Source organism: Arthrobacter oryzae (assembly GCF_030812315.1).
Lineage (GTDB): Bacteria > Actinomycetota > Actinomycetes > Actinomycetales > Micrococcaceae > Arthrobacter > Arthrobacter oryzae_B.
The window spans coordinates 436,310-459,016 of the sequence record NZ_JAUSSM010000003.1; the positions used below are offsets into that span (position 1 = coordinate 436,310).

General features: G+C 66.4%; 20 protein-coding genes. 5 read left to right on the forward strand and 15 right to left on the reverse strand.

Annotated elements, in window-relative coordinates; translation table 11 throughout:
- Positions 1–17: 17 nt before the first annotated feature.
- Together J2S97_RS08830 and J2S97_RS08835 are read right to left on the reverse strand one after the other, a co-directional pair.
- Positions 18–1,259, reverse strand: coding sequence for a fatty acid desaturase family protein (locus tag J2S97_RS08830; protein WP_307048405.1), 1,242 nt, complete (start codon positions 1,257–1,259; stop codon positions 18–20).
- 13 nt (positions 1,260–1,272) lie between these two features.
- The gene (locus J2S97_RS08835) at positions 1,273–2,397 is read right to left on the reverse strand and encodes a ferredoxin reductase (protein ID WP_307048407.1); all 1,125 of its coding nucleotides are present in this window, start codon (positions 2,395–2,397) and stop codon (positions 1,273–1,275) included.
- A 99-nt stretch (positions 2,398–2,496) separates the two neighbouring features.
- Here J2S97_RS08835 and J2S97_RS08840 point away from each other — a divergent pair, with 99 nt between their 5' ends.
- Positions 2,497–3,699 (forward strand): PucR family transcriptional regulator, encoded by a 1,203-nt coding sequence (locus J2S97_RS08840; RefSeq protein ID WP_307048409.1) that lies wholly within the window; start codon positions 2,497–2,499, stop codon positions 3,697–3,699.
- Between the two features lie 8 nt (positions 3,700–3,707).
- Here J2S97_RS08840 and J2S97_RS08845 read toward each other — a convergent pair whose 3' ends face one another.
- The gene (locus J2S97_RS08845) at positions 3,708–5,108 is read right to left on the reverse strand and encodes a GAF domain-containing serine/threonine-protein kinase (RefSeq protein ID WP_307048411.1); all 1,401 of its coding nucleotides are present in this window, start codon (positions 5,106–5,108) and stop codon (positions 3,708–3,710) included.
- A 128-nt stretch (positions 5,109–5,236) separates the two neighbouring features.
- Complete coding sequence (locus J2S97_RS08850; protein WP_307048413.1) at positions 5,237–6,850, reverse strand: peptide chain release factor 3; 1,614 nt, start codon at positions 6,848–6,850, stop codon at positions 5,237–5,239.
- Between the two features lie 358 nt (positions 6,851–7,208).
- Here J2S97_RS08850 and disA point away from each other — a divergent pair, with 358 nt between their 5' ends.
- Positions 7,209–8,285 (forward strand): DNA integrity scanning diadenylate cyclase DisA, encoded by a 1,077-nt coding sequence (gene disA, locus J2S97_RS08855; RefSeq protein WP_307048415.1) that lies wholly within the window; start codon positions 7,209–7,211, stop codon positions 8,283–8,285.
- Positions 8,286–8,363: 78 nt separating this feature from the next.
- Here disA and J2S97_RS08860 read toward each other — a convergent pair whose 3' ends face one another.
- A complete protein-coding gene (locus J2S97_RS08860) occupies positions 8,364–9,038 on the reverse strand; it encodes a hypothetical protein (RefSeq protein ID WP_307048417.1) in 675 nt (224 codons plus the stop codon).
- Positions 9,039–9,293: 255 nt separating this feature from the next.
- On the opposite strand from J2S97_RS08860, the gene J2S97_RS08865 reads away from it, so the two are divergent.
- The gene (locus tag J2S97_RS08865) at positions 9,294–10,112 is read left to right on the forward strand and encodes an A/G-specific adenine glycosylase (RefSeq protein WP_373460532.1); all 819 of its coding nucleotides are present in this window, start codon (positions 9,294–9,296) and stop codon (positions 10,110–10,112) included.
- Positions 10,113–10,189: 77 nt separating this feature from the next.
- Positions 10,190–10,687 carry a hypothetical protein gene (locus tag J2S97_RS08870; protein ID WP_307048420.1) on the forward strand — a complete coding sequence of 166 codons (498 nt, stop codon included), beginning with the start codon at positions 10,190–10,192 and terminating at the stop codon, positions 10,685–10,687.
- A gap of 5 nt (positions 10,688–10,692) precedes the next feature.
- Here the strand turns inward: J2S97_RS08870 and dhaM are convergent, their stop codons facing one another.
- The 10 genes from dhaM to lysS form a co-directional block, all read right to left on the reverse strand.
- A complete protein-coding gene (dhaM, locus tag J2S97_RS08875) occupies positions 10,693–11,376 on the reverse strand; it encodes a dihydroxyacetone kinase phosphoryl donor subunit DhaM (RefSeq protein ID WP_307048422.1) in 684 nt (227 codons plus the stop codon).
- On the reverse strand, positions 11,373–12,005 hold the full coding sequence (gene dhaL / locus J2S97_RS08880) for a dihydroxyacetone kinase subunit DhaL (protein WP_307048424.1): 633 nt from the start codon (positions 12,003–12,005) through the stop codon (positions 11,373–11,375). Before dhaL ends, dhaM begins: the two co-directional genes overlap by 4 nt.
- 2 nt (positions 12,006–12,007) lie before the next feature.
- Positions 12,008–13,009, reverse strand: a complete 1,002-nt coding sequence (gene dhaK, locus J2S97_RS08885) for a dihydroxyacetone kinase subunit DhaK (RefSeq protein WP_307048426.1) — start codon at positions 13,007–13,009, stop codon at positions 12,008–12,010.
- Positions 13,010–13,194: 185 nt separating this feature from the next.
- The gene (locus J2S97_RS08890) at positions 13,195–13,359 is read right to left on the reverse strand and encodes a hypothetical protein (protein WP_307048428.1); all 165 of its coding nucleotides are present in this window, start codon (positions 13,357–13,359) and stop codon (positions 13,195–13,197) included.
- Between the two features lie 134 nt (positions 13,360–13,493).
- Entirely contained in the window at positions 13,494–14,003 is a 510-nt protein-coding gene (locus J2S97_RS08895) for an amino-acid N-acetyltransferase (protein ID WP_307048430.1), read from the reverse strand.
- Between the two features lie 48 nt (positions 14,004–14,051).
- Complete coding sequence (locus J2S97_RS08900; protein WP_307048432.1) at positions 14,052–16,181, reverse strand: S9 family peptidase; 2,130 nt, start codon at positions 16,179–16,181, stop codon at positions 14,052–14,054.
- Positions 16,182–16,363: 182 nt separating this feature from the next.
- Positions 16,364–18,856, reverse strand: coding sequence for an ATP-dependent Clp protease ATP-binding subunit (locus J2S97_RS08905; RefSeq protein ID WP_307048434.1), 2,493 nt, complete (start codon positions 18,854–18,856; stop codon positions 16,364–16,366).
- A 428-nt stretch (positions 18,857–19,284) separates the two neighbouring features.
- Entirely contained in the window at positions 19,285–19,611 is a 327-nt protein-coding gene (locus tag J2S97_RS08910; RefSeq protein ID WP_307048435.1) for a histone-like nucleoid-structuring protein Lsr2, read from the reverse strand.
- 135 nt (positions 19,612–19,746) lie between these two features.
- Complete coding sequence (locus tag J2S97_RS08915) at positions 19,747–19,965, reverse strand: hypothetical protein (RefSeq protein WP_307048437.1); 219 nt, start codon at positions 19,963–19,965, stop codon at positions 19,747–19,749.
- Between the two features lie 2 nt (positions 19,966–19,967).
- Positions 19,968–21,497, reverse strand: coding sequence for a lysine--tRNA ligase (gene lysS / locus J2S97_RS08920; RefSeq protein WP_307048439.1), 1,530 nt, complete (start codon positions 21,495–21,497; stop codon positions 19,968–19,970).
- A 182-nt stretch (positions 21,498–21,679) separates the two neighbouring features.
- Between lysS and J2S97_RS08925 the strand changes: the two genes are divergently transcribed.
- Complete coding sequence (locus tag J2S97_RS08925) at positions 21,680–22,684, forward strand: alpha/beta fold hydrolase (protein WP_307048441.1); 1,005 nt, start codon at positions 21,680–21,682, stop codon at positions 22,682–22,684.
- Positions 22,685–22,707 lie beyond the last annotated feature (23 nt).

Below are 22,707 nucleotides of genomic sequence, written 5' to 3' on the forward strand. Positions count from 1 at the left end.
CCTCGTCATGGAACTTGCTAGGCCTTCTTGGGCGGAAGCGCCAGCTTGAAGACCTTGGCCCAGGTGGAGCCGACCTGCTTCCACATCGGTCCAGTAGTGTACGGCAGGCCGTACCGCCTGCAGATCTCCTGCACCTTCGGCGCCACCTCGGCATAGCGGTTGGACGGAATGTCCGGGAAGAGGTGGTGCTCGATCTGATGCGAAAGGTTGCCGGTCATGAGGTGCATGAACCTGGAACCGGAGATGTTGGCCGAACCGATCATCTGCCGCACGTACCAGTCACCGCGGGTCTCGCCTTCCACCATTTCCTCGGTGAACGTGTCTGTCCCGTCGGGGAAGTGACCGCAGAAGATCACCGCGTGCGCCCAGACATTCCGGACAGCATTCGCGGTCAGCGTGCCGTACAGCGCCTGCTTGCCGGAGCCGGTCAGCATTGCCACAGCCGGGGTCGCGGCATAGTCCTTGGTGAACTGCTTGAGGGCCTTGACTCCAAGGGCCTTGAGGTCCTTGACCAGGGCCTCCTTGGACTTGTTGCCCTCTTTGTAGTCCTGCAGCTCAAGGTCGTAGATCGCAATGCCCCATTCGAAGATGGGGGCCAGGATGGCGTTGTAGACCGGGTTGCCCAGGTTGAACGGCTTCCACTCCTGGGCGGGGTCCATGCGCAGGAGGTTGTATCCGACGTCGTTGTCCTTGCCCACCACGTTGGTCCAGCGGTGGTGCAGGTCATTGTGGGTGTGCTGCCAGGCGCGGGCGGGCGTGACGAAGTCCCATTCCCAGGTGGTGGAGTGGATGTCCGGGTCCCGCATCCAGTCCCACTGGCCGTGCAGCACGTTGTGCCCGATCTCCATGTTTTCCAGGATCTTGGCCAGGCTCAGCAGCGTGGTGCCCGCAACCCAGGCGCCTTTGTTCCGGCTTACCAGCAGCGTGGCGCGGCCAGAGATCTCCAGAGCCCGCTGGACCTTGATAACCCGGCGGATGTACGCGGCGTCTGAGGCGCCGCGCTTGGCCAGGATGTCGTCCTTGATGGCATCAAGTTCGCGGCCCAGCTCGGCCACCTGCTCGTCGGAAAGGTGCGCTGCGGCCGGCGGACGGACCAGGGGGCTGCCGGAGGTGGCCAGCGCCCCGCGGCGCGTCTTAACAGCCTGCGCGCCGGTGGCAGCCGCGGCTGCCTCCTTCGCCTGCAAAGCGGCGTCGTCGCCCGAGGACGGCACAACGGCGTCTTCCGTGGTCTCGGCTTCGTGGTTAGTAACTATTGCCATGCGGTGGTGCTCCTCAAATGTCGAGGTTAACGGGTCCGGCGGCTGCCGAAACACACGTCTGGATTAGTTGGCCCGGCTCGCCATGGACTTCGCCGGTGCGGAGGTCGCGGACATGCCCTGCCCGTAGGGGCGTGAGGCAGCTGTGGCAGATGCCCATCCGGCAGCCGCTGGGCATCAGTACGCCGGCGTCCTCGCCGACGTCCAGGAGCGGAGTGCTGCCGTCCGCTTCCACCTCGCGGTCGGAGGCCTCAAAGGTGACCAGTCCGCCGTCGTGCCCGGCCCCGGCGGCCAGGCTGGTGGTGAAGCGTTCGATGATCAGGTTGATCGGGTCAGCCGCAAACGGCCCCTCAGGCTGGTGGGATTCACCGGCGGCGGAACCTTCCGTGGCGGCGGCGACTGCGGCTTCGGCGGACCACAGGGCTTCGGCATCGTCCAGGAAACCCTCGGGTCCGCAGGCGTAGGCTGCGCGGTGGCGCCAGTCCGGGCAGAGTTCATCGAGCGCCGCCGGCGAGGAGAAGTCCACCCGCCCACGCTCACCGGTGATCCAGTGCGTGACCTTGAAGTTGGGGAACTGGTCGGCAAGCTCGGACAGTTCCTCGCGGAAGATGCTGTCCTCCGGGGTCCGGGACGAATGGATCAGCACGACGTCGGCGTCCGGGCGGTGCGGCACCAGCGTGCGCACCATGGACATGACGGGGGTGATGCCGCTGCCTGCCGTAAGCATCAACAGCGGACGGGGATGCTCGGGGAGGACAAAGTCGCCCTGCGGCGGGGCCAGGAACAGCACGTCGCCCGGGCGGGTGTCGCGGACCAGGACACCGGAAACGGCGCCGACGTCGGTCACCGTGATGGCGGGATCCTGGCCGGCGGGGGCGCTCAGGGAATAGGAACGCCAGTGCCGCACGCCGTCAAGTTCGACGCCGATACGGGCCCACTGGCCAGCCTGGTGCGCCTTCCAGCCGCGGCCTGGACGAAAGAAAATGGTGGCGGAATCGGCCGTCTCAGCTACCACCCTGGTGACCACGCCGCGCAACTGGCGGGCGGAGAACACAGGATTGAAAAGCGACAGAATATCTTCTGGAGCTAGCGGGGTGGTGAGTACAGATGCGGCGCGCGCCAGCTTACGGAGCCGGATCATGTTATTAACCTTATGTTGGATCGAGGCATATTTCTTCTCCCAAGGCATACGATCGAACGTTCTAAACTGTTCCCCCGAAACAACTTATGGAAGTCTCTCATGAACCCTCCGGCCTCGAAGAGTCCCGCAGCTCCCGCGTACGATCCGCCGTGGCTCGCCCTGCCCCGGGAGGTCAGCGACCTGCTGCGCCCCAAGATGCCCGGCATTGTGGAGGCCATCATCGATGCAGTCCCGCAGCTGGTTCCTGCCTACGCGCGGCCCATTGAAGGCCGCTTCGGACGCGGCCTGCGGCGCGGGGTGGCTGCGGCGCTGGAACGGTTCCTCCAGCTGCCCGGCACCAGGCTGCCCGCCCTGTCCGAGGAGAGCCGGCAGCTCGTGGCGGGGCTCGGCAGCGGCGAATTCCGCCAGGGCCGGAGCATGGACGCGCTGCTGAGCGCCTACCGCATGGGTGCCCGCGTGACGTTCCGGGAGATGTCGCGGATCTCGATGGAAAGAGACCTGGGCCAAAGCGTTGTGGTGGACCTGGGGGAATCGATTCTGGCCTACATCGACGAACTGTCCGCCGTGAGCGCCGAGGCCTACGCCTTTGAACAGTCCGAGCGCGCCGGGGCGGTGGACCGGCGTCGGACCGAACTGCTGGAGCTGCTGCTGATGGGCCAAGCGGACGAGGCCGCCCTGCGGCAGGCGGCGTCCATGGCCGACTGGTCCCTGCCGGCACGGCTCGTGGTGGTCACGCTTCCGCTGGACCGGTCGGCCGGGCTCCGGCTGCAGCTGGGGCCGGGAACACTGGTGGTTGAACGCGAAACAGATGCCGTGGCGCTCGTACCGGCAAGGGAGTCCGAGGCCGGTCGCGCAGGGCTGGAGAAGGCTTTGAAGGGAAGGTCCGCCGCCGTGGGGCCGGCTGGCGGCTGGGAAAAAGTGCCCGACTCCCTGCGGCTCGCCGTGCTGGCCGCCTCGGTACTGCCGCCGCGGGAGGACCCCGGGGATCCGCCCATCTGGGCTGATGACCACCTGGCGCAGATCGTGCTCGGCTCCGAACCGTCGGCCATTGCGGAACTGGCCGAACGCAGGCTCGCGCCGCTGGAGGGGCTGCGTCCGGCGCAGCGCGAAAGGCTGGCGGAGACCCTCCTCTCCTGGCTGCGGCACTGGGGCCAGCGCGGCCCCGTGGCTGCCGAGCTCGGCATCCACCCGCAGACCGTGGGCTACCGGGCGGCGCAGCTGCGCGAGCTCTTCGGGGATGCGCTGGAAGACCCGCGGGCCCGGTTCGAGCTGGAACTCGCACTGCATGCGGGGCGCCGCTAGGAGCCCGGTCATCTGCCCGCCGCCACCGCGCTCCGGCTTTGCAGCCGCAGCTCAAGATCGTTCATCACGACTGCTGCCAGATCCTCCAGCGTGCGGACATCCTCCGCGGTGAACTCCCGCGGTTCCCGGTCCAGGATGCAGAAGGTCCCGAGGTTGTAGCCGTCGGGAGTGCGTAGCGGAACCCCGGCGTAGAACTGCAGGCCGAACTCACCTGCCACCAGCGGGTTTGCCAACGTGCGGGGGTCCGAGACTGCATCCGGGACCACCCACGCGTCGTCCTGGAGGATGGCCGAAGCGCAGAGCCCGGGGTCCCGCCCGATCTCGCCCACGTCGGTGCCGTGATGGGCCTTGAACCAGATCCGGTCATGGTCCACCACACTGACGATGGCTACGGGCACGGAGAACATCCGGGCGGCCAGGCCTGCAATCCGGTCGAACGTGCCGTCCGGCGGCGTATCCAGGATCCGATACCGCTCGACGGCGCGCATCCGCGCCTCTTCATTCGCGGCAGCGACGTCCGACGGCGGCGCTTCCGCCGGTGTTCCGATGCTCCGGCGGCGCCCGGCGGCGCTGATGACCTCCTGCCGGAGAGCGAGGGAGACTTCCCGGGCACCGGGCCGGGCTGTCGGCTCACGGGACAGCATGGACGTCAGCAGGGCAGCCCATTTTGGCGCGACGCCATCGGGAATGTGCGGATCCCGCAGTAGCCGCGCCATTGCTGACGCAATCGGCGCCCCTGGGTACGCCGGCTTGCCGGTCAGTCCTTCCAGCAGGACCAGCCCCAAGGAGTAAACGTCGCTAGCCGGGCCCACCGGTTTGCTGGCGGCCTGTTCGGGGCTGAGGTACTGAGGAGTGCCGGAGCTTTCCGCCGGCCCGCTTAGCTGGCCGTCGCCGAGCATCATGGCCACGCCAAAATCACTCAGCTTGGCTCGCGGCCGGCGGTCATCGTTGTTGTAATCCACCAGGAGGATGTTGGCGGGCTTGACGTCGCGGTGGACGATGCCGTGGTGGTGGATGTACGCGAGTCCGTCCGCAAGATCATGGCCGATCAGCGCCAGATGTGCCGGAGCGATGGGCCCCTGCGCCGCGCGTTCGCGCAGGTCCGGACCGCGGACCAGTTCCATGACCAGATACGTGCGGCGGTGCCGGGGATCGCTGAGGTCCGCACCCGCGTCCAGCAAGGTCACTAGGGCGTGGTGGCTCATTTCTGCGAGGATACGCACTTCCCCGCTCTGGCGGCGCGTGTGGTCCAGGTTGCCGGGGTCGTCGCGGAAGAGCTTGACCGCGACTTCCCGCTGCAGGAGTTCATCGAAGGCCCGGTAGACGCCGGACTGGCTCCCCCGGCCAATGAGGGCCTCAATCCGGTACCGGCCGCTGAGGAGGTAGCCGGGTTCCATGCTCGCAGCCATGATCCCCCTCTCAGCTGGTAATTCCATAAGTAAACTTATGATATCCCGCCGGTCGCCGTGACGGTTACACGGGCCAGTACACGTCGCCAGTCACCAACGGCAGATGACGAGGTCGGGTGGCGAAACCGCTATTTCGCGGGGTTGTGCGTCCCGATGGGCACCAGGGTCAGGTCCGGATGGTTCTTCTCGATCCGGCGCAGCGCCCAGACGTCGTTGAACAGGGCCAGGTATTCGCCGTCGGAGCGCAGCAGCACCTCAGCTCCCGGCACGTTGGCCAGCGCAGGCATGGCGTCCGCCGTCGAAATTCTTGCCATGGAGTAAGGGAGCCGCTCCAGGCGCATGGGCGCGCTGAAGTCATGCGCCATGCGGTCCTCCACCACCTCGAACTGCATGGGGCCGACGGCGGCGAGCACCGGCGCCTGGTCTCCGCGAATGTCAGAGCGCAGCACCTGGATTACGCCCTCGTGCTCGAGCTGCTCGATACCGCGGCGGAACTGTTTGAAGCGGCTGGGGTCCTTGGAGCGGGCCACCTGGAAGTGTTCCGGCGCGAACAGCGGAATCGCAGGGAACTCCACCGGATCCTCCAGGAACAGGCTGTCGCCCACCCGGAGCGAGGAGGCGTTGACCAGGCCAACGACGTCGCCCGGAAACGCTTCGTCAATGACTTCGCGCTCACGGCCGAACACCTGCTGGGCGTACTTGGTGGCGAACGACTTGCCGGTGCGGGTCTGCGTGACCACCATGCCGCGCTCGAACATGCCGGAGCAGACGCGGATGAAGGCCACGTGGTCCCGGTGCGCCTTGTTCATGCCCGCCTGGACCTTGAAGACGAATCCGGCGAACGGGGCATCGACGGGCCTTGCGGCACCGTCGACGTCGGGCCGGGGAGCCGCCGGAGGGGCGAAGTCCACCAGGGCGTCCAGGATTTCCTTGACGCCGAAGTTGAGCGCGGCGGAGCTGAACAGGATGGGGGTTGCCTTGCCGGCGTGGAAGGCGTCGACGTCGAACTCAAGGTTGGATTCGATCACGAGTCCGGCTTCGTCCACGGCGTTGGACCAGTTGTCGCCCTGGCTGGCGGCTGCCTCTTCCGGGGTGAAGTATTCGGTGAGGGCGATGTTGGCGCCGGCATTGTTGCGCTGGAACCGGGCAAAGCGGTCGTTGCGGAGGTCCCACACGCCGCGGAAGTCACCCGAGATGCCCACGGCCCAGGTCAACGGCATGGGCTGGAGGCCGGTGCGCTCCGTGATTTCGTCCATGAGCGCCAAGGCATCCAGGCCGGGCCGGTCCCACTTGTTGATCACGGTGATGATGGGCAGATTGCGCTGCTTGCAGACCTCGAAGAGCTTCATGGTCTGCGTTTCCAGGCCCTTCGCGGCGTCGACCAGCATCACGGCGCAGTCGACCGCGGCCAGGACGCGGTAGGTGTCCTCGGAGAAGTCCGCGTGGCCCGGGGTGTCCAGCAGGTTGATCACGGTGTCCCGGTACGCGAACTGCAGGGCGGCAGAGCTGATGGAGATGCCGCGGTCCTTTTCCATCTGCATCCAGTCCGACACCGTTTCCTTGCGGTTGGCCTTGCCGCTGGAGGCACCGGCAGTGCCGATCACCTTGGCGTGCAGGGCCAGGGCTTCGGTGAGCGTGGACTTGCCGGCGTCAGGGTGGGAAATGACCGCGAAAGTCCGACGCCGGGCCGCCTGTTTGTGAATCTCGTGGACTCGGGCGGGGCTAAGGACTTCTTGAGACACGGTGCTACTTTCGCTGCGACATGGGGGCTGGTCAGGGATGTAAACGTGATTTGAACGTGATTTGAACGTGGGGCCGGCAGGCGTGAACTGTGCAGCCAAGGTTCCCAGTTTATCGCAGGGCGGGAAGCGCCGCCCCTGGACGGCCAACTGCCGCCTCCCGCCGCCGTCGTACAGGGCCTTCCGGAGCCCCGGCCGGACCCGGCCCAACGGGCCACTTTGAGGCTTGTCCGTGCGGTTAATGCGCATCTTTGCCTCTAGGATGGAGCCAGTGGGAAATTGAGTACTTTTGATCCTGCCGGCGGAATCGTAAAACCGGCATACCTGCAGGCTGCAGCCTGCACCTTTGAAGGGAAAACCTATGGCTCGGAGCCCTGAAGATTCGCTTAAGGCGACTCTGGGCAGAGTGGCTCCAGGCACCGCTCTGCGCGATGGCCTGGAACGCATCCTCCGCGGGCGCACCGGCGCGCTGATCGTTCTGGGCTCGGACCGCACCATTGAGTCCATCTGCTCCGGCGGCTTCGATATCGGGATCGATTTCTCCCCCACACGGCTCCGCGAACTCGCCAAGATGGACGGCGCGATCATCTGCGACAAGGACGCCGGCAACATCCTCCGGGCCGCCGTGCAGCTGGTTCCGGACTCGAGCATCGAAACGCAGGAATCCGGCACCAGGCACCGCACCGCGGAGCGCGTCGCCATCCAGACCGGCGTCCCGGTGATCTCGGTCAGCCAGTCCATGCAGATCATCGCCCTCTACGTGAACGGCCTGCGGCACGTCCTCGAAGGCTCCGAAAAGGTCCTGGCCCGTGCCAACCAGGCGCTCGCCACCCTCGAACGCTACCGTTCCCGCCTGGACCAGGTCACCAGCTCACTCTCCGCGCTGGAAATCGAAGCCATGGTGACCGTCCGCGACGTCGCCGTCACACTGCAGCGCCAGGAAATGGTGCGCCGGATCTCCGAAGAGATTTCCCAGTACGTCCTTGAACTCGGTGAGGACGGGCGCCTGCTTTCGCTTCAGCTGGACGAGCTCACGGTGGGCCGCGGACCCGGCAGCGATGTGATCATCCGCGATTACGCCGGCCCCAACGCGTCACCCGAGGACATCGACGGCGCCGTCAGCGCGCTGCTCAACCTGGGACCCACCGAACTCATCGACCTCAGCAAAATCGCCGGCATCATCGGGTTCGCAGGCGGCGTGGACACGCTCGACGCCGTGGTGCAGCCGCGCGGCTACCGGCTCCTGTCCGGCCTCAAGGCCGTGCCCAAGGCCGTGGCGGACAGGCTCGTTGACCACTTCGGCGGCCTCCAGTTCCTGATGGCGGCCACCATCGATGACCTCATGACCGTGGACGGCATCGGCGACCAGCGCGCCCGGACAGTCCGGGAGGGCCTGAGCCGGATGGCGGAAGCAAGCCTGCTGGACCGGTTCCTCTAAACCGTCGTCGACTGCTCCACAACTGCCGTTTTGGGCGTCCATAAGGGCACCCACGGAGCAATCGATACAGCGAGCGGCTCAGTTGAGCTGGAAGACGGCCTTCGAGCTGGACCTGGTGCCCAGCCGGGCGACGAACATGTAGTAGGCCCCGCCGGCACCGGGCTTGGCGGACACCGCTCCGCAGCCGGGCACGGTCCGGTTGCGCTGCCACGGGAAGTTGGCGGTTTCGCTCTTGCCCGGCTCGAGGGTCTTCACGAGGTCGCCGCTCTCGGCCTGGCAGTCGACGGAGGAGAAGATCCGGTCGGAGCCGCTGGTCACCGTGTACTCCATTTGGGACGTTCCAAGGTTCACCTCGCACGCCACCTTTCCGCCGTTGGTGACCTTCAGTGTGAGCAGCGGATTCTCGCCCGCGGCGTAGGCTGCCTTGTCGGTCGATGCGGAGACCGTCACGAGGCTCTGGTCGCAGGTGGGCGTCGCCGGAATGCTGGGAGTTGCCGAAGCTGATGGGGTGGGCTTGGCCGCTTCCCCGCCTGAACCTTTGCGGTCCGTGGATGACGCCTGTTCGGAGGCGCGCATGGCGCCGGACACAGCGGCAAAACCTCCCAACGCCACTGAGGCGATGAGAAGCAGCACCAGGCCTACGAACAGCCTGCGACGGCGGTACACGGCTTTCAGCGGCGGCCGCCCCGTCTGCCGGCCGGCGGTGCCCTTCGGTTTCGAACCGCTCTTTCCTGAAGTGCCTTGCCTGACCATCCTTCTAGGCTAGAGAACGCCGGGCACATTGGCGCACCACCACGCCGGGAAGGCGGACCCCGGGCCAGTATCCACTACAGTATTTGCATCAAAGCCTTAGCCCTGCCCACAGCCACGCCCCCGGCGAGTCGCCCCGCGCCACCGCCGCTGGCCGCCCTCCACGAAACCCTTGACGCCTGGTTCGAGGCCACCGCCAGGGAACTGCCGTGGCGGGAACCCGAATGCACCGCATGGGGGGTCCTGGTCAGCGAGATCATGCTGCAGCAGACGCCCGTGGTGCGGGTCCTTCCTGTCTGGGAGGAATGGCTCCGCCGCTGGCCCTCGCCTGCACACCTCGCCGCCGAAGCCTCCGGCGAGGCCGTCCGGCACTGGGGCAGGCTCGGCTACCCGCGCCGGGCACTGCGCCTCCACGCCGCCGCCGTCGCCATTGTGGAACGGCACGACGGCGATGTCCCCGGAAACCATGCCGAACTGCTGGAACTTCCCGGCGTGGGCAGCTATACGGCAGCCGCCGTCGCGGCATTCGCCTTTGGCCGGCGCGAGACCGTGGTGGACACCAACATCCGCCGCGTCCATGCGAGGCTCTTTTCGGGCACGGCGTTGCCGTCGCAGTCGCTGACAGCCGCGGAGATGCGGCTTGCCGCTGAACTGCTGCCGGCCGACGTCGGACTTTCGGTCCGCTGGAACGCGGCAGTCATGGAACTGGGCGCGGTGGTGTGCACGGCAAGGGCGCCGAAGTGCGCTGAATGCCCGGTGCGCGGGGCGTGCGCGTGGCTTGCGGCGGGCGAGCCGCCGCCGTCATATACGCCGAAAGGCCAGTCCTGGCACGGCACTGACCGGCAGGTCCGGGGTGCCGTGATGGCTGTCCTCCGCTTGGCGGACTCCCCCGTGGCACCGGAAATGTTCCATCAGCCGCCCGCGGACCTTGGCTTCGAAGCGGACGGCATCGGCGTTCCGCTTGCGGCGCTGCACCGCCTGAATTCCGCTCCCGAGCAGCTGGAGAGGGCCCTGACAGGCCTGGTCAGCGACGGCCTGGCCGAGCTGCACCTGGGCGGCCTCAGGCTCCCCGCCTGACGCCCGTTACCCATTCGTTCCGGGACTGAAATCCCCCTGTGCTGGCGCCGCCCCACCTGGCGGATCTACGCTGAAGCATGCGCAGCTTGGGCGTGCTTCTGGCAGTGGTTACGACGTCGCTGATCCCGTCCGCGTGCCTGCCCGAAGCAGTGCCGTGCCCGGCAATCGCACAGGCCCCGGTGGTGTCCCTGACAGTGGCGGCCAGCTATGCACCCACGGTCAGAGCCATCCACCTGAAGGCGTGCCAGGACGGCACGTGCCGGGAGGCCGACCTGGAGCTGATGCCGGGCAGCACCACAGTCGACATGGGCTGCGAACCCTCGGCCGGCCCTGACGGCACCTGCTCTGCTACGTCCTCGCCTGACGGCACGCTTACGGGGATGCTGATGATGGACGTCCTGACCGAATCGCGCATCGACGCAACCGCCACAGGCACGTCCACGGCGGGGGCACCGTTGCCCGAGCGGCGGGTGAGCTTCATGCCGAGGGCGGAATACCCGTACGGCGAGCAGTGCGGGAAGTTTGTTACGGCCAGCCTGGTGCTGGACGCCGACGGCCTCAGGCAGGCCGGCTGAGCCCGTCAGGGCTCCCCGAACCCTGCTTCCACCAGGCCGCCGACGTACTTGACTGCCCTGGCCGCGTCCGGCCCCCAGGCCTCGACATGGAGGACCGAGCCCTGGCCCGCCCCCAGCGTCATCAGACCGGTCATCGAAGCCCCGTCCACTCCGTTGACCGTCACCTCCGCGTCCAGGCCCGAGAGTCCCCCGGCGATCTTCGCTGCGGGCCGGGCGTGCATACCTGCCTGGTTGACCAGCTCAAAGTCGCCCGTGGCTTCGGGCGGCCCCAGCGGCGCCTCGTCCGGCGGAGCGGCCGGAGCCTCAGTCGCGGGGGCGCGGCGGACTGCCTCGGCCGCCTGTTTCACGGCGGCCGCGTCCCCACCCGACTGTGCCGCGACGGCGGCCGCAACGAGCCCCTCAACCAGCGGCGCATCGGCCAACAGGACCGAGTCGGGATCCGGGAGGAACTCGACGGCCGATTCAGCCGTCATCACGGCTGAGCCGAGGTCGGTAAGCACCACCGTGCCGTCGTCGCCGGCGGCCTGTTCCAGCGCGGCCATCACCTTCTCAAGGCTGGTCCCGATCCTGCCGTCGTCCGTGCCGCCGGCCGGGAGGATCACGACGTCGGGCGCCATTTGGGCGGCCAACTCCACCGCACCGTCGGCGATCTTTTCGCTATGGGAGACAACCACCAAGCGGACCGTCATTTGGCCGCCCCGGCCGCGGCGCGCAGGATGAGGGCGGTGGAGACCGCTCCGGGGTCGCGGTGGCCGGCGCTGCGCTCCCCCAGGTAGCTGGCACGCCCCTTGCGGGCGATGAGCGGGTCGGTGGCCACGGCGCCCGCCTCCGCGGCCTCAGCGGCCGCAAGGAGCACTTTAAGGACATCACCGTCACCTGCAGCCGCAGCGGCGGCCGCAGCCTCGACGGCGGGGGTCCACGCGTCAACCATGGTCTTGTCGCCCGGTTCGGCCTTGCCGCGGGCCACCACGCCGTCACGGGCGGCCTCGATGGCGGCGGCCAGGGCCGCAGGATCGATGTCCGGCGCGTCGCCCAGCGAGGTGGAGGCGCGCAGGAAGGCCGTGCCGTAAAGGGGGCCTGCCGCGCCGCCCACCTTGGACATCAATGCCATGGCCGTGAGCTTCAGGGCCGCTCCCGGCGTGGCCGGCGGCGCCTCTGCTAGCTTGTCCATCACGGCCTTGAAGCCGCGGTCCATGTTTTCGCCGTGATCGGAATCCCCGATGGCACGGTCCAGTTCAATCAGCTCCACCCGGTGGTCCGCCATGGCCTGGGCGGAAAGGGTAAGCCACCGCACGGCCCAGTCAACGTCAAGCCCCACGGTCAGATGCCCCATCGCAGCGCGGGCGTGTGCACCGGGGCGTCCCACAGGCTGGTGAGTTCGTCGTCCAGCCGCAGCACGGTAACGGAGCAGCCCTGCATCTCGAGTGAAGTGATGTAGTTGCCCACCAGGGAACGCTCCACCGCGACACCCTTCTCAGCGAGCACCTGCGCTGCGCGGCGGTACACAATGTACAGCTCACTTTGCGGCGTCCCGCCCATGCCGTTGACGAACAACAGCACCTTGTCACCGGAGGCGATGCCCAGGTCAGCCAGGATGGGCTCGAGGAGGCGGTCGGTAATAGCATCGGCATTTTCCATCGGGATCCGGTGCCGCCCGGGCTCACCGTGGATCCCGATGCCGATTTCGATTTCGTTCTCTTCCAGGTCGAAGCTGGGTACGCCTGCGTGCGGGACCGTGCAGGCCGACAAAGCCACGCCCATGCTGCGGACGTTCTGGTTCACACGATCTCCGATGGCAGCCACCGCGTCCAGGTCATCACCGCGCTCCGCGGCCGCACCCGCGATCTTCTCCACGAGGACAGTGCCGCCCACACCCCGCCGGCCGGCCGTGTAGAGGGAGTCTTCCACTGCGACGTCGTCGTTGACCAGGACGGTCCGGACCTGGACGCCTTCGGCTTCCGCCATTTCCGCTGCCGTTTCGAAGTTGAGGACGTCGCCGGTGTAGTTCTTGACGATGTGCACGACGCCGGCGCCGGAGTTCACGGCCAGTGTCGCCGGAATGATCTGGTCGGGCGTGGGCGAGGTGAACACGGCGCCGGGTACTGCGGCGTCGAGCATTCCCACGCCCACGAACCCGCCGTGAAGCGGCTCGTGTCCGCTGCCGCCGCCGCTGACCAGGCCGACTTTGCCCGCCACCGGGGCGTCCTTGCGGGTGATGAATTTCGGTTCGGAACTGACGGTGACGAGGTCTGCATGGGCAAGGCCGAAGCCTTCCACGGACTCATCCACTACAGCGCGGGGATCGTTGATCAGCTTCTTCATTGGAGTACTCCCTGGAGTGTCCGGGCGGCTTTGTCTTGACCCTACTACCGCCGCCCCGGCTGCGGTAGCGTCCTGTCGAACGGGCCGGCCAACGTCCGCCTAACGGGTAACCGAGGGCATAAGAAAAGGGACAGCCCCCAACTGACTGTCCCTTTCCCTTCCCAGCCTGTATCCCCCGGCCAGCTTCAGCGCTTTCCCCAGGCGGCCGGCAGGAAATCCGGCCACGCCGCGGCGCCTATGTGAAACGCTGACGCCTCACGAGGCCGGCTTAGTGGATCGCTCCGGGTCATCGCCGAAGGCAGATCCATTTGAAACGCCGAAAAATCCGGAAAAATGGCGTGCTCGCTCATTTCAGTCCTTTGATGTGGTTCGGGATTCGGGTGCTACTAGGCAAGCTCCATTAATTTTATACATCGATTCGATATATGGGAAGAGCTTGTAGTCGGACATAATTCTGGGGCGACGAAGTGCCTGGACGAAGTGCCTAGAGGAACTTGATCATGCGGGTGTTTCCCAGCGTGTTCGGCTTTACCCGGGCGAGGTCCAGGAACTCCGCCACGCCTTCGTCATGCGAACGCAGCAGCTCGGAGTAGACCACCGGATCCACCGCGGTCTGGTCGGCCATGACGTCGAAGCCGTGCTTCTTGAAGAAGTCCACCTCGAAGGTCAGGCAGAACACGCGTGAGACACCGAGCGCCCTGGCTTCCTCGAGGAGGCTTTCCACCAGCACGTGGCCCACACCCTTGCCGCGCCATGCGTCCGAGGCCGCCAGGGTCCGCACCTCGGCCAGGTCCTCCCACATGACGTGCAGGGCGCCGCAGCCGATCACCTCGCCGTCGGCCGCCTCCGCGATCCGGAACTCCTGCAGGCTTTCGTAATAGGCCACCGTTTCCTTGGCCATCAGGATCCTCTGGTCCGCCAGCGGAGCCACAAGACTCTTAATGGCAGCTACGTCGCTGGTGCGGGCAGGGCGGATGCGGAAGGTCTCAGTCACAGCCCCAATCTTACGGCCGCCCCACCTGCCGCTCCGAGACTGCGCTGCCTAGAGGCCCAGGTCAGCGGGCAGGGGCACGTCCCGGTCCAGCACGTTCTTCGCCAGGAAGTGCTCTACAACCCCGTACCAGACCTTGGCGTGCTGCGGCTGCAGGATCCAGTGGTTCTCGTCCGGGTAATAGAGGAACCGGTGCGGCGTCTGGCCGTTGCCATCGGCAGCCAGCTGCGATTTGGACAGCAGTTCGTACCAGAGCCGCAGGCCTTCGCCGATGGGCACGCGGTAGTCCTTGTCTCCATGGATCACCAGCATTGGCGTGCTGATCTTCTCGACGTGCAGGTGGGGCGAGTTCTCCAGGGCCATCTCTGCCGTCATTTCTTTCAGCCAGTACTGTGAGGCGTCCGTGGTGGGGCCGAACTGGTCAAGGGCCCACAGGCTGGCGTGGGTGACGATTGCGTTGAAGCGGTCCGTCTGGCCGGCCACCCAGTTGGCCATGTAGCCGCCGAAGGAGCCGCCCATGGCAGCAGTCCGGCTCGCATCAATGTCCGGGCGGTCCACCGCGGCGTCCGTGATTTTCATGAGGTCCGTGTACGGCGCCCCGCCCCAGCCGCCCCAGCCTCGCTGGATGTAGGACTGCCCGTAGCCGGTGGACAGAGCCGGATCCGGCAGCAGCACGGCGTAACCCTTGGCCGCCAGCAGCCACGGGTTCCAGCGCCACGTCCAGGCGTTCCACGAGCCGAGGGGCCCGCCGTGGATCCACAACAGCAGCGGCGCCGGGTTCTGCGCCGAGGCCCCATCCGGCAGGGCCAGGTAGGCGGGAACCCGGATGCCGTCGGCAGCGGCGGTCTCTATGCGCTCCAGGGATCCCTCGATGCGTGGGCGCTCCGCCGGAGCGGGAAGCCTGGTGACGTCGCCGCTCGCCAGATCGATCCGGACCGCTTCCGGCGGAAACTCGTAGGAGCTCCGCAGCGCAAAGGCGCTCCGCCCGTCCGGTGAAACCACGACGTCGGTGTATGCCGCAGCGTCGCGAGTCACCCGGGTGACTTCCGCGCTTCCGGCCCCGAACCCGACCCCCGCGGGACTGAACCGGAAAACCGGGGAGGCGCCGTCGTCGTCGGCCGTCACCAGGAGGGCGGAACCGTCCGGCAACCACGCCGCCTTGATGGCCCAGCGGTCCCAGTCGTGGGCCAGCGGCCGGAGCTCGGCTTCCGGCTCCGCTGGAGAGCTGACATCAAGGAGGTGGAGCTTGACCTGCGGAGCCTGGTGGGGAGTGGAGTCGGATTCACTCAACACCACAAGCGTGCGGTTGTCCGGGCTCACCGGTCCCGCGAAGTAGCTCATGCCTTCACGGTCCAGCAGGATCCTGCGCGTTGCAGTGGCGACGTCAATGGCCACCAGGACGGAACGTGAGTCGGCCTTGGCGAGGGGCTTGTTGAAGCTTGTGTAGATGGTTTTGCCGTCCGGGCTGACCACCGATTCGGAGTCTCGCAACAGCCCGGCCGCGTCCGGCGTCAGGTTGCGGAGCTTCAGCGGCGCGGCGGCGTCAACCGTTGCCGGCTTGCCCGGCTCCTTGTCCTCCCCCGGCTCCACAGCGAAAATTCGCGGCTGGTCGGGGCCGAGGTCCGCATCCCAGTAGCGCACCGGGTAGCCGCTGTGGAGGATGGCGGAAACCTTGTGGTCCTTGCGGCTCTTTCGCCGTTCCTCGTCCGCTTCCTCATCGGGGGAACCGGCCAGGATGGACGCCGTGACGAAGGTGGCGCCGGTATCCCTGGCCGACATCACCTGGCTGATCCCGCCGGCACGCGAAAGGACCACGCGGGCTTCACCGCCGTCCGCCGGCAGCTGCCAGAGCGCGTTGACGGGATCACTGTCAGGACTTTCGGGGTCAGGGCGGGCCGACGTGAAGTAGAGGTCCCCGTTGGAGGCAAACGCCGCGCCGGCCTCCCCCTTGGCACTGCGGGTGATCCGGCGGGCATGGTTCTCCCCCGCAGGATCCAGCTCCCAGAGGGCGGTCACGTATTCGGTGCCCTTGCCGTTGAGCGTGGAGACAGTAGTCACCAGCCGCTTTCCGTCCGGGCTCAGCGCAAGGCCGCTCACCCGCGGGATGGCGAGGTAGTGGTCCACGTCGTGGAAAGGGGTCGCAGGTTGTTCGCTCAGGATCGCTGAGTCTTCAAAAGCCATGAAGAGATTCAACACCGGCTGTGCCCTGGATCACAGTAAGTTCACTACGAGTGAAACGGTGCTTTCACATTGGCAATGGCCCCCGGCACCGGGCTGAAGGGCGCCTGCGCCACCTGGAGGCGGGAGGCAACGCAACGGCCCCGCCTTCCCTTGAGGGATGGCGGGGCCGTTGAGGGTGATGCTTAGACGCTCGGTGCGATCTCGGGGATGCGCGGCTTGGCGTTCCCTTCGAAGGTGAACTTGGCGTCGTCGCCTTCGCCGTCCACATCCACCACGACGATGTCGCCCGCGTGGATCTCCCCGAAGAGGATCTTCTCGGACAGCTGGTCCTCGATCTCGCGCTGGATGGTGCGGCGGAGTGGCCGCGCACCCATGGCGGGGTCGTAGCCGCGGGTGGCCAGGAGCACCTTGGCGGCCTTGGTGAGCTCGATGCCCATGTCCTTGTCCTTGAGGCGCTTCTCGAGGCGGGCCACGAACATGTCCACGATCTCGATGATCTCGTCCTGGGTCAGCTGCGGGAACACCACAACGTCATCAACACGGTTCAGGAACTCGGGGCGGAAGTGCTGCTTGAGTTCCTCCGTGACCCGGGCGCGCATCCGGTTGTAGCCGGTCTGCGTGTCCGTGCCGGACTGGAAGCCCGTGGCAACGCTCTTGGAGATGTCCCGGGTTCCCAGGTTGGTGGTCATGATGATGACGGTGTTCTTGAAGTCCACCACCCGGCCCTGGGAGTCGGTCAGGCGGCCGTCTTCCAGGATCTGCAGGAGCGAGTTGAACAGGTCCGCGTGGGCCTTTTCCACTTCGTCGAACAGCACCACGGAGAACGGACGGCGGCGGACCTTTTCGGTCAGCTGCCCGCCTTCTTCGTACCCGACGTAGCCCGGAGGGGCACCGAAGAGCCGCGATACCGTGTGCTTCTCGGAGTACTCGGACATGTCCAGGGTAATCAGGGCATCTTCTTCACCGAACAGGAACTCCGCGAGGGCCTTGGCGAGTTCGGTCTTGCCGACGCCGGTGGGGCCGGCGAAGATGAACGAGCCACCAGGACGCTTGGGGTCCTTCAGGCCGGCACGGGTCCGGCGGATGGCCTGGGACAGGGACCTGATGGCCTCGTTCTGGCCGACGACGCGCTTGTGCAGTTCGTCTTCCATCTTCAGCAGGCGCGAGGACTCTTCCTCGGTCAGCTTGAAGACCGGAATGCCGGTGGAGTTCGCCAGCACCTCGGCGATGAGATCCTCATCCACCTCGGAGATGTCGTCCATGCCGCCGGTCTTCCAGTGGCGTTCCTTCTCGGCCCGCTCGGCAATGAGCTTCTGCTCCTTGTCGCGCAGCGAGGCGGCGCCTTCGAAGTCCTGCGCGTCAATCGCGGACTCCTTTTCCATCTTGAGTTCGGCGATTCGCTCATCCATGGCCTTCAGCTCCGGCGGAGCCGTCATCCGGCGGATGCGCAGGCGTGCGCCGGCTTCGTCGATGAGGTCGATCGCCTTGTCCGGCAGGAAGCGGTCCGAGATGTAGCGTTCGGACAGGTTGGCTGCCGAGGCGAGTGCGCCGTCGGTGATGGTGACGCGGTGGTGTGCCTCGTAGCGGTCACGCAGGCCCTTGAGGATTTCGATCGCGTGCGCAACCGAAGGCTCCTTGACCTGGATCGGCTGGAAGCGGCGCTCCAGCGCGGCGTCCTTCTCGATGTGCTTGCGGTATTCGTCCAGCGTGGTGGCACCGATGGTCTGGAGCTCACCGCGGGCCAGCATGGGCTTCAGGATGGAAGCGGCATCGATAGCGCCTTCGGCTGCACCGGCACCGACGAGGGTGTGGATTTCGTCGATGAACAGGATGATGTCGCCGCGGGTGCGGATCTCCTTGAGGACCTTCTTCAGGCGCTCTTCGAAGTCACCGCGGTAGCGGGAGCCAGCCACCAGGGAACCAAGGTCCAGCGTGTAGAGCTGCTTGTCTTTGATGGTTTCCGGGACGTCCCCGCGGACGATCGCCTGGGCGAGGCCCTCGACGACGGCGGTCTTGCCGACGCCGGGTTCGCCGATGAGGACGGGGTTGTTCTTGGTGCGCCGGGAAAGGACCTGCATGACGCGTTCCATTTCCTGTTCGCGTCCGATGACCGGGTCCAGCTTGTTCTCGCGCGCAGCCTGGGTGAGGTTGCGGCCGAACTGGTCCAGGACCACGGAGCCGGCAGGGGTGCCCTCGGGCTGGCCGGGTCCGACGCCTGCGCCGGTGGTCTCCTTGCCCTGGTAGCCGGAGAGGAGCTGAATCACCTGCTGGCGGACGCGGTTGAGGTCGGCTCCGAGCTTCACGAGCACCTGGGCGGCCACGCCTTCACCCTCGCGGATGAGCCCCAGCAGGATGTGCTCGGTGCCGATGTAGTTGTGGCCCAGCTGCAGCGCTTCGCGGAGCGAGAGCTCCAGCACCTTCTTGGCGCGCGGAGTGAAGGGGATGTGGCCGGACGGGGCTTGCTGGCCCTGGCCGATGATCTCCTGTACCTGCTCGCGTACGCCGTCGAGCGAAATGCTCAAGGACTCCAGAGCTTTGGCGGCAACGCCTTCACCCTCATGGATAAGACCCAAGAGGATGTGTTCGGTTCCGATGTAATTGTGGTTCAGCATGCGTGCCTCTTCTTGGGCAAGCACAACTACGCGACGGGCACGGTCCGTAAATCGCTCAAACATTTCGCCACACTCCTAGCTACGACGTACTTTGATGCTACGTGGCAGACGCGGACTTGGGGAGCGTGTTCGCCACAGGGGAAACCCGGGACGCGATTCCCCGGCTTGACGCCACCGGCTGATACCGCCAACCGGAACTGCCGCGAGGTGCCCGGAGACCGGCATTACGCCCGGTTGCCGCCGTTCGGAGAAGGTGCAACGCCATCAGAAACCCGACGAACAATGCCATTATTGCCCGCCCGGAATCCGTTCATCGAAGGTGCACATTTGTGCTGATCCAGTCCGGAACCTGCCCCGGACCGCAATAACCCTGGAATAACCGGGGGGACGCTTTACCGCAGCGGCCTCCCGCGCTCAGGCCGGGTATTCAAATGGCAATGCCCCCGCCGATTGGCAGGGGCATTGCTTTTCCACGGAAAACTGCGGCAGTGCTAGGAATTTGCCTTCTGGTAGGCTTCCTGAATTTCAGCCTGGATGCGGCCGCGACTGTTAACCGCATAGCCATTCTCCCTGGCCCACTGACGAATCTGTGCAGAGTCCTGGTTCCGACCGCTTGAGACCTTCGTGCGGGTGGCGCGGCCGGTGGACGTCTTGCGGGCGCTTGAAACAAACCGCTCCAAGGAGGAGCGTAGTTCTGCAGCATTGGCAGCAGACAGGTCAATTTCGTAACTGACGCCGTCAAGGCCAAATCGGACAGTTTCGTCCGCGGTTCCCCCATCCAGATCATCTACAAGGATGATTTTTACTTTCTGTGCCATAGAAATTCTCTCTTTTGGAAAGGACGGGTATGCAGAAAAGCAGGATGTATCAGATAAAGTATCCCTCTGTTTATGGCAACGCGTCAAAGCGGCAAAAGGTTCCTGTGAATGGTGGGCAGGAATAAGCCGGGAGTATTAGTTTGTGCTGTTGCCGTTGCTGTCGCCGGCATTGGTTCCGGTATTCGGCGCACCATTCGTTCCCCGCTTGGATTCGGCGTCACGGGCATTAGCCTCCGCCTGGGCCCGCGCCTCAGCCTGGCGCTCCGATTTGTCGGCATTGAAGATCGACTTCATGGCAAACCAGAACAGCAGCCCGACCACTAGGGACGGCAGCAGGACGGCAACATACTCCACGGTCAGTGCCCTTCAGGCTTCAGGAGCGGGAAGAGGATGGTTTCGCGGATGCCGGCGCCGGTGAACAGCATCACCAGGCGGTCAATGCCCAGCCCGATGCCGCCCATTGGCGGGGCGCCGTACTCAAGCGCCCGGAGGAAGTCCTCATCCAGCTGCATGGCTTCCACGTCGCCGGCAGCGGCGTGCCTGGACTGCTCGGTGAGGCGTTCACGCTGGATCACGGGGTCGATGAGCTCGGAGAAGGCCGTGCCGCGCTCCATGCCGCCGATGATCAGGTCCCAGGCTTCGATCAGGCGGTCATCGTCACGGTGCTGGCGCGCAAGGGGCTGCGCGGACGGCGGGTAGTTGTAGACGAACGTGGGATTCAGCAGGGTTGGTTCCACTATTTCGCCGAACAGTTCAACTGCCAGCTTCTCGGCATCCCACTTGGGATCGACCTTGACGTCGTGCTTGGCCGCCACGGCGCGCAGTTCCTCGACAGTGGTGTCCGGCGTGATTTCCTGGCCCACGGCGTCGGAAAGTCCGGGGTATACAGCCAGCCAGGCCCATTCGCCGTCGAGGTTGATCTCCCCGGCTTCGGTCTGTAGCGTGCGGCCCACACCGGCGGCGTCAGCGGCGTCCAGGATGATCTCCTTGATGCGGTCCGCCATGACGAACTGGTCGGCCCAGGCCTCGTAGCATTCCAGCGTGGTGAATTCCGGGCTGTGCGTGGAGTCCACACCCTCGTTGCGGAACACCCGTCCCATGTCGTAGACACGGTCGATGCCGCCCACCACTGCGCGCTTGAGGTACAGCTCGGTGGCAATGCGCAGGGTCATCTTCTGGTCGAAGGCGTTCATGTGGGTCTCGAAGGGCCGGGCCAGGGCACCGCCGTGGACCAGCTGGAGCATCGGGGTTTCCACCTCGACGTAGTTGCGGCGATGCAGGCTTTCCCGGATCGAGCGGGTGATCGCGGCGCGGGTGTACACCATCTCGCGGGCCTCGTCGCGGACCATCAGGTCCACGTAGCGCTGGCGGACGCGGGTTTCCTCGTTCAGGCCTGCGTGCAGCACAGGCAGCGGGCGCAGCGCCTTCGACGCCATTGACCAGGTATCGGCCATCACGGACAGCTCGCCGCGGCGGGAGGAAATAACCTCACCCTTGATGAAGACGTGGTCGCCCAGGTCCACCAGGGCCTTCCATTCGGCCAGGGACTCCTCGCCGACGTTGGCCAGGCTCAGCATGGCCTGGAGGCGGGTGCCCTTGCCGTCCGTGCCGCCCTCCTGGAGGGTTGCGAAGCACAGCTTGCCGGTGTTGCGGATAAACACGATGCGGCCGCTGACGCCAACGATGTCCCCGGTGGTCTCGTCGGCCTCCAGGTGGGCGTACTTCTCGCGGATCTCGCTCAGGGAATGCGTGCGCTCAACACCCACCGGGTACGCCTCGCCGCGTTCAATCAGCTTGGCGCGCTTCTCCATGCGGATGCGCATCTGCTCGCTGGCGTCCGCCGGTTCGGCAGCATTGGTCGGGGTGGGGGTGTTTTGGGAAGTCACAATCCCTAAGTTTACCGGGAGTTCCGCGGCATGTTTTTTCCGGCCGGCCATGATTCCCCTCACCCAGGGGTTTTCGAGCGGAGAGCGCCCCCGAAGGGCCGCCAATCCCCCTTTTTTCGAACAAATCTGCCCGGAGGCGGCGGGGACAAATCTGCTGCGGGAAGAGGCATAGACTCGGGGCTGTGGAGATTCGGACGATCACGACGGACGACGGCGACGGGCACCTTGAGGTGCACTCCTTCAGGCCCGCTATGTCCCCCTCCCTGCCCGCAGCGGGCGGCGGGCAGGGCGGCCACCCCGACGCTGACCGGGTCGGTCATCCGGACACTGACCGGAATGGTCATCCGGACGACGCCGGGCAACCCGGCGTCGTCGTCATCCACGGAACCCTGGTGACCGACGCGCTCTACCGCCCTTTCGCCATGAAGATCGCCCGGCTCCTGGGGCGGCCCGTCCATACCTATAATCGCCGCGGCCGCGGCGGATCCTCCGGCCAGGGTGAGGACTATTCAGCCGCGACGGAGATCAGCGACCTCGCGGCGGTCATGCGGGCCACCGGTTCCGCGGACGTGGTGGCCCACAGCTACGGCGGTTTTGTGGCGCTTCAGGCGGCCCGGACCGAGCCCATCCGTCGGCTCGTGACCTATGACGCCGCGGTTTCCCTATCCGGCAGCCTCGAACGCAGGTGGCGGCCGGAACTGGAGCACTCCATGGCGGCCGGCCAGCTCGACCACGCCTGGGCCCATCTGGTCCAAGGGCTCGAAACGGCGGGCCCGGTCTCCAAGCTCCCACTCGGCGCCCTGCGCATGCTGAGCATCCTGTCCGCCCGGACGCGGCTCGGCGGGGAGATGCGGCAGCTGCTGCCCACCGCCGTCGCCGAAATGCGGGCCGTGCTCAACGCCGACGCCGAGCTTGCGGACTTCGCCGGCGTCACCACGCCCACCTTGATGCTCAGCGGCGGCTGGAGCCCGGCGTACTTCGCCGAGACGGGCCGCCAGCTCGCGGCTGCCGTGCCGGCGGTTGACTTTGCCCTTGTCCCCGGGCAGCTCCACGAGGGACCGCTCCGGCCGGGGCACCGCCTTGCCCTCACCACCGCACGGTTCCTGGCCAACGACGTCGGCCTGCGGCTCCAGCGGATCCGCGCCGCCAGGCACCCGCTGGGCAGCCGCTTTAGGATTGGTCCGTGAAGGAAGCCTTCAAGGACAAGAAT

Bases quoted from the DNA above. Each gene is read 5' to 3' on its own strand.
- J2S97_RS08830 (WP_307048405.1), bottom strand. From the start codon at position 1,259: ATGGCAATAGTTACTAACCACGAAGCCGAGACCACGGAAGACGCCGTT.
- J2S97_RS08835 (WP_307048407.1), bottom strand. From the start codon at position 2,397: ATGATCCGGCTCCGTAAGCTGGCGCGCGCCGCATCTGTACTCACCACC.
- J2S97_RS08840 (WP_307048409.1), top strand. From the start codon at position 2,497: ATGAACCCTCCGGCCTCGAAGAGTCCCGCAGCTCCCGCGTACGATCCG.
- J2S97_RS08845 (WP_307048411.1), bottom strand. From the start codon at position 5,108: ATGGCTGCGAGCATGGAACCCGGCTACCTCCTCAGCGGCCGGTACCGG.
- disA (WP_307048415.1), top strand. From the start codon at position 7,209: ATGGCTCGGAGCCCTGAAGATTCGCTTAAGGCGACTCTGGGCAGAGTG.
- J2S97_RS08860 (WP_307048417.1), bottom strand. From the start codon at position 9,038: ATGGTCAGGCAAGGCACTTCAGGAAAGAGCGGTTCGAAACCGAAGGGC.
- J2S97_RS08865 (WP_373460532.1), top strand. From the start codon at position 9,294: ATGCTGCAGCAGACGCCCGTGGTGCGGGTCCTTCCTGTCTGGGAGGAA.
- J2S97_RS08870 (WP_307048420.1), top strand. From the start codon at position 10,190: ATGCGCAGCTTGGGCGTGCTTCTGGCAGTGGTTACGACGTCGCTGATC.
- dhaM (WP_307048422.1), bottom strand. From the start codon at position 11,376: ATGACGGTCCGCTTGGTGGTTGTCTCCCATAGCGAAAAGATCGCCGAC.
- dhaK (WP_307048426.1), bottom strand. From the start codon at position 13,009: ATGAAGAAGCTGATCAACGATCCCCGCGCTGTAGTGGATGAGTCCGTG.
- J2S97_RS08890 (WP_307048428.1), bottom strand. From the start codon at position 13,359: ATGAGCGAGCACGCCATTTTTCCGGATTTTTCGGCGTTTCAAATGGAT.
- J2S97_RS08900 (WP_307048432.1), bottom strand. From the start codon at position 16,181: ATGGCTTTTGAAGACTCAGCGATCCTGAGCGAACAACCTGCGACCCCT.
- J2S97_RS08905 (WP_307048434.1), bottom strand. From the start codon at position 18,856: ATGTTTGAGCGATTTACGGACCGTGCCCGTCGCGTAGTTGTGCTTGCC.
- J2S97_RS08910 (WP_307048435.1), bottom strand. From the start codon at position 19,611: ATGGCACAGAAAGTAAAAATCATCCTTGTAGATGATCTGGATGGGGGA.